The sequence below is a fragment of the Caballeronia sp. LZ008 genome (genome assembly GCF_031451435.1).
Lineage (GTDB): Bacteria > Pseudomonadota > Gammaproteobacteria > Burkholderiales > Burkholderiaceae > Caballeronia > Caballeronia zhejiangensis.
Map to the genome: position 1 here is coordinate 24,561 of NZ_JARUXK010000008.1, position 8,919 is coordinate 33,479.

Annotated in this window: 10 protein-coding genes; 2 read left to right on the forward strand and 8 right to left on the reverse strand. The window is 62.2% G+C overall.

All coding sequences use genetic code 11. The features are described 5' to 3' along the window. Window positions 1-7 precede the first annotated feature (7 nt). From QCE49_RS33200 to QCE49_RS33220, 5 genes are all read right to left on the reverse strand, one after another. Window positions 8-1,381, reverse strand: a complete 1,374-nt coding sequence (locus tag QCE49_RS33200; protein ID WP_250441505.1) for an MFS transporter — start codon at window positions 1,379-1,381, stop codon at window positions 8-10. Window positions 1,382-1,444: 63 nt separating this feature from the next. Further along, window positions 1,445-2,266, reverse strand: a complete 822-nt coding sequence (locus QCE49_RS33205) for an enoyl-CoA hydratase-related protein (protein ID WP_250460731.1) — start codon at window positions 2,264-2,266, stop codon at window positions 1,445-1,447. Between the two features lie 30 nt (window positions 2,267-2,296). Beyond that, entirely contained in the window at window positions 2,297-3,073 is a 777-nt protein-coding gene (locus QCE49_RS33210; protein WP_250437355.1) for an enoyl-CoA hydratase-related protein, read from the reverse strand. Continuing rightward, entirely contained in the window at window positions 3,070-4,311 is a 1,242-nt protein-coding gene (locus QCE49_RS33215) for a CaiB/BaiF CoA-transferase family protein (protein WP_008346872.1), read from the reverse strand. The genes QCE49_RS33210 and QCE49_RS33215 overlap by 4 nt, the downstream gene beginning before the upstream one ends. A gap of 138 nt (window positions 4,312-4,449) precedes the next feature. Continuing rightward, entirely contained in the window at window positions 4,450-5,334 is an 885-nt protein-coding gene (locus tag QCE49_RS33220) for a LysR substrate-binding domain-containing protein (protein WP_008346873.1), read from the reverse strand. A gap of 325 nt (window positions 5,335-5,659) precedes the next feature. On the opposite strand from QCE49_RS33220, the gene flhD reads away from it, so the two are divergent. Together flhD and flhC are read left to right on the forward strand one after the other, a co-directional pair. Beyond that, window positions 5,660-5,977, forward strand: a complete 318-nt coding sequence (gene flhD, locus QCE49_RS33225; RefSeq protein ID WP_008346874.1) for a flagellar transcriptional regulator FlhD — start codon at window positions 5,660-5,662, stop codon at window positions 5,975-5,977. Between the two features lie 22 nt (window positions 5,978-5,999). Next, window positions 6,000-6,608 (forward strand): flagellar transcriptional regulator FlhC, encoded by a 609-nt coding sequence (gene flhC / locus QCE49_RS33230; protein WP_175981699.1) that lies wholly within the window; start codon window positions 6,000-6,002, stop codon window positions 6,606-6,608. 9 nt (window positions 6,609-6,617) lie between these two features. Here the strand turns inward: flhC and QCE49_RS33235 are convergent, their stop codons facing one another. The 3 genes from QCE49_RS33235 to QCE49_RS33245 all read right to left on the reverse strand — a co-directional run. Beyond that, the gene (locus QCE49_RS33235; RefSeq protein ID WP_250460729.1) at window positions 6,618-8,090 is read right to left on the reverse strand and encodes a mechanosensitive ion channel family protein; all 1,473 of its coding nucleotides are present in this window, start codon (window positions 8,088-8,090) and stop codon (window positions 6,618-6,620) included. A gap of 82 nt (window positions 8,091-8,172) precedes the next feature. Beyond that, the gene (locus QCE49_RS33240) at window positions 8,173-8,697 is read right to left on the reverse strand and encodes a DUF2889 domain-containing protein (RefSeq protein WP_175981697.1); all 525 of its coding nucleotides are present in this window, start codon (window positions 8,695-8,697) and stop codon (window positions 8,173-8,175) included. A gap of 2 nt (window positions 8,698-8,699) precedes the next feature. After that, window positions 8,700-8,919 (reverse strand): FAD-binding protein (locus tag QCE49_RS33245; RefSeq protein ID WP_309806849.1); only part of this gene is annotated, 220 nt, incomplete at its 5' end.

Below are 8,919 nucleotides of genomic sequence, written 5' to 3' on the forward strand. Positions count from 1 at the left end.
CGCCGATTCAACGTACCGGCAATTGAGCCGTGTCCGCAGGGCTCGCGCACTGCACTTCGTAATGACGCTGACGAATGAGCCGATCCTGCCGCAGTCCCCAAAAATAGGTAACGGCAAGGCAGGGCAACAGCGAAACGATCGAATACCCGACGCCCGCAAGCGGGTTGCCCGTCAGATTGACGAGCGAAAGACTGATGAGCGGAAGAAACCCGCCGAACAGCACATTGCCGAGTTGTTGCGACAATCCGAAGCCCGTGGTCCTGCTTTGCGGTGGAAAACATTCGGCGATGAACGCGGGCAGCGGCGCCATGATCATCGCGGTCAACACGGCGAGCAGCGCGACGAGCAGCGTCGCCGTGACCCAGCCGCCCGCGAGCGCATTCGTCCTGATGCCCGCGAATGCCGGATACGCTGCGAGTATCCAGAGCACGATGCCGATCAGCATCACGCGCGCCCGGCCGATCGCATCGGACAGACGGCCGAACGCCGGATAAAGCGGCGCGGCCACGACGATAGCGACGCCAAGGCAGAGATTTGCGCGCGACGGATCGACCTTCAACACGTTCTGCAGGAAGTACAGCATGTAGACGATCGACGTATAAAGCGATACCGACGTTCCACCTTGCGCGCCGAACATCGCGACGAGAATCGCCTTCCACGACGTCGCGCTCGACAACGTGTCCTGCAGCGGCGATTTCGACAGACGGCCCGCCTCTTTCATCTCCGCGAACACGGGCGTTTCCTTCATGCCGAGCCGGATCCATGTCGCCACCGCGACGATCGGCGCCGAGATCAGGAACGGGACGCGCCAGCCCCACGATTCGAATGCGGCTGCATCGAGCGCGAACTTCAGCGCCGACACGATAGCGAGCGCGAGCAAAAGGCCGAGGCTCGCGGTGCTTTGCAGCACGCTCGTCGCCATGCCTTTGCGGCCCGCGGGCGCATGCTCCATGACGTAGACGACCGCGGAGCCATATTCGCCGCCGAGCGCGATGCCCTGCACCACGCGCAGCGCGATGAGGCCGATCGGCGCAAGCAGGCCGGCCATCGCGTAGGTCGGCAGACAGCCGATGCCCACCGTCGCGATACCCATGATCGCGAGCGTGATGACGAAGGTCTTCTTGCGTCCGATGCGGTCGGCCATCGGGCTGAAGATGATCGTGCCGAGCGGCCGCGCGACATACGCGATGCCGAACGTGGCGACGCCCGCCATCGCGGCGACCGTGCGATCCGTCGATGGCAGGAACAAGTGCGTCAGCGTCGATGTCAGCGCGACGTAGACGAAGAAATCGTAGTACTCGAGCATCGTGCCGAGGCTCGATGTCGCGATAATCCGCAGCATGCCGGGCTTTGAATGTCGCGCGCCGGAAGTCGTGGACATGGTCGTCTCCTGTGATTCAGTTCGTGAGGCCCCGCGCGATCGACGCAGTGGCCGTAAGGCGCATCACATGTGCGTGCGCTTCTTCGCCGCTTGCTGCGCGAGAAACCGGTCGACAGCCTCCTTGTGCTCGCGGCCGCACAACAGAATGGCCTGCATGCTCGCCGCCATTTCGAGCGTCGTTTCAAGCGATGCATCGGCCGCTTCGCGCACGAGCCGCTTCGCCATGCGCAGTGCAGTCGGCGGGCTGTGCGCGATGCGTTTCGCCAGCGACAACGCTTCGGTGTCGAGCGCATCCTCCGGCACGACCTTCGAGACGATGTCGAGCTTGAGCGCCGCTTCCGCATCGATGAACTCGCTGGTCAGCGTCAGCTCGAGCGCCTTCGCATAGCCGACGATGCGCGCGAGAAACCACGATCCGCCGATGCCCGATACAAGTCCCAGCCGCAAGAAGCTCTCTGCGAAAACGGCTTTCGTGCTCGCCACGCGGATATCGCACATCAACGCGAGATCGCAGCCTGCTCCGACTGCGGCGCCATTGACCGCGCATACCGAAGGCACATCGAGACCGCTCAATGCGCGCGTGATCCGGTGCAAGCTGCGATGCAAGCGGTCGCGCACGTCTTCGACGCTGCCGCTCATCAGATCGCTGCCGCTTTGCATGTCCTTCACGTTGCCACCCGTGCAGAAATGCCGCGACGACGAACGCAGCAGGACGCAATGCACGTCGCGCCGGTCGTTGATCTCTTCGAGCGCATCCGACAGCGCCTCTGTCATCGCGACGTTCAGCGCGTTGCCGTCGCTTGCGCTGTTGAGCGTGAGCACGAGCACGCCGTCGTCGAGGGATGACTCGACCAGCGAACCCGAATCGTTTGAATAAGCTGACACGACAAAGTCTCCTGATAGTTTCGCCGGCAACTACCGGTTCTGGAATGCGGCCTGACGACGTTCGAGAAACGCGGCCATGCCTTCTTTCTGATCGGCGAGCGCAAAGCCCGCATGAAATAGCCTTCGCTCGAACAACAGACCTTCCGACAGCGAGGACTCGAACGCACGATTGACGGCTTCCTTGATCGCGACGATCACCGGCAGCGAATGACGCGCGATCTGCTCGCCGACGCGCATCGCTTCGTCGATCAAGCGCTCGCGAGCGACGACCATCGACACGAGTCCATATGCCAATGCCTCGCTTGCGTTGAAGGATTCGCCGGTCAGGCACGCGAGCATCGCGGTCGATTTGCCCACCGCGCGCGGCAGACGCTGCGTGCCGCCCGCGCCCGGCACGATGCCGAGCTTGATTTCGGGCTGGCCGAAGAGCGCATCGTCCGCGGCGATGACGATGTCGCACATCATCGCCAGTTCGCAGCCGCCGCCGAGCGCATAGCCGCCTACCGCAGCGATGATCGGCTTGCGGGCCATGCGGATGCGGTCCCAGCTTCGTCCGATGTAGTCATCCGAGAATGCGCTCGCGTAATCGAGCTTCGACATCGCGACGATGTCGGCGCCGGCGGCGAAGGCCTTGTCGGACCCTGTCAGAACGATTGCGTGAATTTGCGGATCGGCTTCGTTGCGCAGCAGGACGTCGATGAGCTGATCCATCAACGCGTCGGTCAGCGGATTGAGCGGGTTATCCGACGCGAGACGCACGAGCGCGACCTGGCCGCGTCGTTCGCTCCGTATGATCGCGGCGCTCATGCGCTCACCTTGCGGTCTTCATCGCAGGTCTCGCGCGTTGCGCGGCCCAGGCGGATCACGCCCGCATTCAGCAGTTCCGCGATCTCGCTTTGGGCGAAGCCGTATCGCTCCAGCATCTGCAGCGTGTGCTGGCCCGTCAGCGGCGCTGGCACGTCGGGCACGCTTGCGCGGTCGGATGGACCGAGCGCGAAGCCGTGCGTACGCATGATTCCCGCGACCGGATGATCGATCGTCTGCGCCAGTCCGCATTCGGCGTATTCCGCCGTTTCGATGACATCGCCGTAGGTTGCGACGGGCGAACACAGAATGTCCCGCGCTGCGAGCCGTTCCATCCACTCCGCGGTCGGGCGTTCGACGAAACGCGCCGCGAGCATGTGATGCAGCGCCTTGCGATGGCGCACGCGATCGTCGTTGGTGGCGAAGCGCGGATCCGCTGCGAGTGCGGACGATGCGAGCACCTCGCACAGCGCGCGCCATCGTTCCGGATGATAGGCGACGACCATCATCCAGCCGTCCTGCGTCGCGAACGCTTCGTTCGGGCACGCATAAGGCGCGGCGCTGCCGGTTTTTTCCGGCTCGCGGCCGGACGCGAAATACGCAGCGAAGCCGATCTGCTGCAGCATCAGCGTCGCGTTGTAGAGACTCACGTCGAGATGCTGGGCACCGCCGCCCGCGCGAACCTGATGCAGCGCGCCGAGAATCGCGATCGATGCGAGATAGCCGCCCATCATGTCGGCAACGGGAATCGGGACTTTCAGCGGCTCGGCGTTCGTCGTGCCGAGCGTGCTCATCAGACCGCTGACAGCCTGGATCACGCCATCGACGCCCGGCCGCTTGCGATTCGCGCCCGTCTGACCGAAGGCGGAGATCGAGCAGTAGACGAGCCGGGGATTCAACTGACGCAGTGCGTCGAAGTCGAGTCCCATCGATGCCATCACGCCCGGCCGAAAGTTTTCGACGAGCACGTCGGCCTCGCGCAACATGCGGCGAACGGCTTCGCGCCCCGCGTCGGTTTTCAGATCGATCGCGACGCTGTACTTGTTGCGGTTGACGCTGATGAAGGCCGGGCTTTCACCGCTGATCCACGGCGGGCCGATGCGCCGCCCGATCTCGCCGTCGGGCGGCTCGATCTTGACGACGTGTGCGCCGAGATCGGCGAGCGTCATCGAGCAGACCGGACCGGCGAGGACATGCGAGAAATCGATCACCCGCACGCCGTTGAGGCTGTCTCTTGGCATTTGTGATTGTCCTGTCTCGTGACTCGTCACCGCGACGAATCATGCCGACGAGAATAGGTACTCACCGGCCTTCCGGACAATCGACAATTTAGAAACGAGCCTTTGACTTTTTGTTAAAGGGTCGGCGATTCGTGAGCGCTATTCGTTGAGCAACGAGTGCAGCCATCGGCGGAAAATCTTCAGTGCATCGGATTGCGGACGCGCCGTCGGCCACGCGAAGTAGTACGTGTGATTGCCGCGGTCCAGCTCGAATGAAAACGGAGCGACGAGCAGACCGCTTTCGAGTTCGCTGCGCACCAGCGCCTTCTGCGCGATCGCGACGCCGTGCCCTTCGATCGCTGCCTGATACGCGAGCAGCGACGTTTCGTAGCGCATCTCGCGGCGTCGCCCGCTCAATGGAAGGCCCGCAGCCTTCAGCCACAAGGTCCAGTCTTCAGGGCGTGCGAGCGTGTGCAGAAGCGTTTCGCCCTGTAACTGCGAGCGCGCCTTGACCTGTCTCGACGGCGCGGCGACAGGCACCAGTTCGTTCGCGATCAGACGTTGCACGCGCAGACCGGGCCACTTGCCGTCGCCTAGCTGAATGCCGGCGTCGATATCCTCACGCGCGAAATTGAGCGGAGCCGGTGATGTCGTCAGTTGCACGTCGATGTTTTCATGCAGCCGATGAAAGCTCGCGAGACGCGGAATCAGCCAGCGCACCGCGAATGTGGCGGGCGAGCGGATCTTGAGCACGCGGGCGCGCCGTTCCGACGAACGCAGACTGTCGGTGGCTTCGCGCAGCGCTGCGAAGAGCGGCATCAACTCCGCCAGATACCGCGCACCCGCCGAGGTCAGCTCAAGCCGTCCTTTCACACGCTCGAACAGATCGACGCCCAGATAGGCTTCGAGCGTGCGTACCTGCCGGCTGACGGCGGCGGGCGTCACGGCCAATTCGTCGGCGGCCTTGGAAATACTCAGCAGGCGTCCGGTCGCCTCGAACGCCCGGGTCGGATTCAACGGGGGAAGCAGTGCGCGACGTTCCATAGCCTGTCCGTGTGGAAGCATGTCGGGATTGTGGCGCGAAAATGGTCGAGGTTCGGTAGGCGGCCACTCGCCGGATAGTTGAATACTGAAGCGCCGCCGGTATCGACTGCCGCTCGATCATCGTGAGCAAAGCCGCTTTCCTGTGCCGACAAGGCCGCCCCGCAGCGCATATTCCGTTCCCGGAGAACGGGATAACAATCCTTTAACGGTGTTGCTAATCGATTAATTAAAATCAATCTTCTGACGATTGATCCGGTGGAGACGCGCGCCTAGACTGAAATCATTGAAGGCAACGAAAGCCTTGGAGACATCAAGGCCTAAAAAGATGAGCACCTTCGAAATCCAAGAAAGCATTCGAGAGATCAATCTTTCCTATCTCATCCTGGCGCAGCGAATCTTGCGCGAGGACCGCGCGATCGGCATGTTTCGCCTCGGGCTATCCGCCGAGGTTGCCGATCTGCTGATGAGCCTCTCGCTGCCCCAAGTCGTGAAGCTCGCCTCTTCCGATCAGCTGTTATGCGCGTTCCGCTTCAACGATCACATGCTGCTCTCCGCGCTGACGCAACCTCCGAAGCACGCCGACATCGCTTCGACGCATGCTGCGGTTCTATTGGCAGGCCAACCCGTCAAACTGCTGATCTAAGGCGCCGTCCTCCATGAACCTCATTGCAAAGAAAAGCCTGACCGAAGAAGCGCAAGAGGTGTTTCGCGCAGTCGCGCTCATCGAACTCGGTGCGCGCATGCAGGTCCTCGAAAGCGAACTCACGCTCTCGCGCGAACGTCTCATCCGTCTTTATCGTGAAGTGCGAGGCGTGTCGCCGCCAAAGGGAATGCTGCCTTTCTCCGCGGACTGGTACATGCCGTGGCTTTCGAACATTCACGCGTCGCTATTCTTCAACACTTATCTGTTCCTCAAGAACGAAGCGAGCTGCTCGCACCTCGATGCGCTGACCAAAGGATATCGGCTGTATCTGGAGCACTGCACGCGCAACGACGCCGAACCGGTGCTCGACCTGACGCGCGCCTGGACGCTCGTGCGTTTCTTCGAGGCGGAGATGCTGCAATTGACGCCCTGCTGCCGCTGCACCGGCAAGTTCGTCGCGCACAAGCATGACTTGCAGCACGGCGTCGTGTGCGGCGCCTGCCAGCCGCCGTCGCGTGCGGGCAAGACGAGGAAAGCGGCGGCACGCGCGGCCGTTCAGGCTTTTGCGTCGGTGACTGACGAGAATGTGATCGATCCGGCCGCGCGACCCATCTCCGCTGAAGCAGCTTGAGCCGTATGCTCAATCGCTTCGGGAGTCGTGATTCAGCGAATGCGCGTTCCATACTTTCCCGATCAACCACTGGAACAGCGAGTGGCCTTGTTCGTGCTCGGCGGGCATCGGAGTCGCGAGCTTGCCGAGCTTATCCTGCCGATACGCCAGAAGCTCGCACATTTGCTTCGCTACTTCCGGATGATCTTTGAGAAACGACGTCATGTCGTCCTTGGCCAGCTGAAATAGAACCGATGGCGTGAGCGTCGAGATCGATACTTGCATCGCGATTCCGGCGAGCAATCCCGCTTCCCCGAATGCTTCGCCCGGCCCGATGCGAGCAACCTCGCGAGCGCCTGCCGCTTCGACGACCGCGACCGAGAGCACGCCCGAATGCACGATCGACAAGCTATCGGGCACGGTGTCGGGCGCCAGGATCTGATGATTCGCCTGATATTCGTGTCGCGACAAACGCTTCGCGAGCCGCGTTATTTCCTCGCCTGAAAGGCTGTCGAACAAGTCGACGCGTCTTAACAAGGCTTCTTTTTCATCTCTCGATGCAAGCGCGGGCGCCGCTACGCCCAGCGCGCGCCATGCCACGCCAGCCGCGGTGAGATGGCGGTAGCAGAGGTCGAAGAGCTCGTTGCATACGGCGAGCTTTTTGTTCATGTCGTCGACGAAGGCCACCACTTCATACTGGACCGAGTTCGTCGTCGTGCGCTTCATGCGCGCGTATGGGGCCGGCGTCGCGAGAATCAGATTGCAACCGGTAAGCGCGCGCCCGAGTGCGTCCAGCACGTTCTTCGGCCGCGCCTCGGGTTCGATCTCGAGGACGATCGATATGCCGTGGACGTCGCCCGGTCTGCTGTTATTGGTGATTTTCGCCTTCGCCGCGACAGCGTTGGGGACGATGAGCGTATTGCCTTGCCCCGTCAACAGATGTGTCGCGCGCCAGTTCATCTCGACGACCTTGCCCTCGACGTCGTCGATCGTCACCCAGTCACCTATCGCGTAGGGTTCCGTCGTGTTGATGACGATGCCCGCGAATACATCGCTGAGCGTGCTCTGGATAGCGAGGCCCAGCACGATCGCCAGTGCGCCCGATGTCGCAACGAGGCCGCGTACCGGCAGTTCGAGCACGAAGCCAAGCGCCGCCACGGCCGCCGCGAGAAACACCACGGCACCGAAAACGTCCGAGAACAGCCGCTGTTTTCTCCAGGCGCGTGGAAGCAGCAGCGTGTCGAGTGAGAGCGTGAGCAGACGCGCGCCCATCAACCACCAGATGATTTCGAGAATTTGCCCCGCCCAGTGCAATTCGACGACGTCGGCGAACGGCGCCTGCGTGAACGGACTCAAACCCGACGAAAAGAGTACCCAGCTCAACAGAAAAAAGAGCGCGAGCCGTATGAAGAGCCGGGCCAGGTCGTTGTCGGGCAATCGCGCGCGCCATACGATCACGTCGATTGCGACGATGCCGAAGCCCAGAAGCAAGGGGTATTTCACGGATGCTCCTCTCGAGGAACGACTTCGAGAGAATACACATTTGCTGGCAACGCGCGCTAGCCACGGCTCGCACGCCGATGCGTCACAGGCGCTTCGGCGCCTCGTACCACTTCGGATGAAATGCCTTCACGAGCGGACCATCCGTACGAAGCGCGTGACATCCGTCGAGCTGGAACGGCCGCATGGTGCCGCTCGCGTTGATTTCCTCGCTCATCGTCTGAAATGCGGCGGTGGCCACCGCGCCGATGAGTTCGGTCAGATGCGTGCAGCCGCGCAAGCCGCCGAACAGGTTTCTGATTTCGCGCATGAAGCCCGGCGCGAGCTTCATGCCTTCGAGCTTGCGATAGTCGGGCGCGATCGTTTCGCAATGGCCGACATACGGCACGATGATCGATTCGGCCTTCGCCTCGCGGATGACGAAATCGACGCCGATGGTCATGCGCAGCATCATCTCGTGTACCGGATCGCCCGCCTTGACGATCACGCCATGGGAATCGCGATCGTATGACTTCGTGTCGCGCAGATGGCCTTCGATGTCGTAGAGGCCATCCGCGCGTCTGAAGCCTTGCAGCGTGATCTGGCGCGTGTGCAGCGGCACGCGATCCATCGTCACAGCGTGCTCGCGAGATCCGGCACGACGGAGAACAGATCGCCGACGAGACCGTAATCGGCGACACTGAAGATCGGCGCTTCGGGGTCTTTGTTGATCGCGACGATGACCTTCGAGTCCTTCATGCCGGCCAAGTGCTGAATCGCGCCCGAGATGCCGACTGCAACGTACAGTTGCGGCGCGACGATCTTGCCGGTTTGACCCACCTGAAAATCGTTC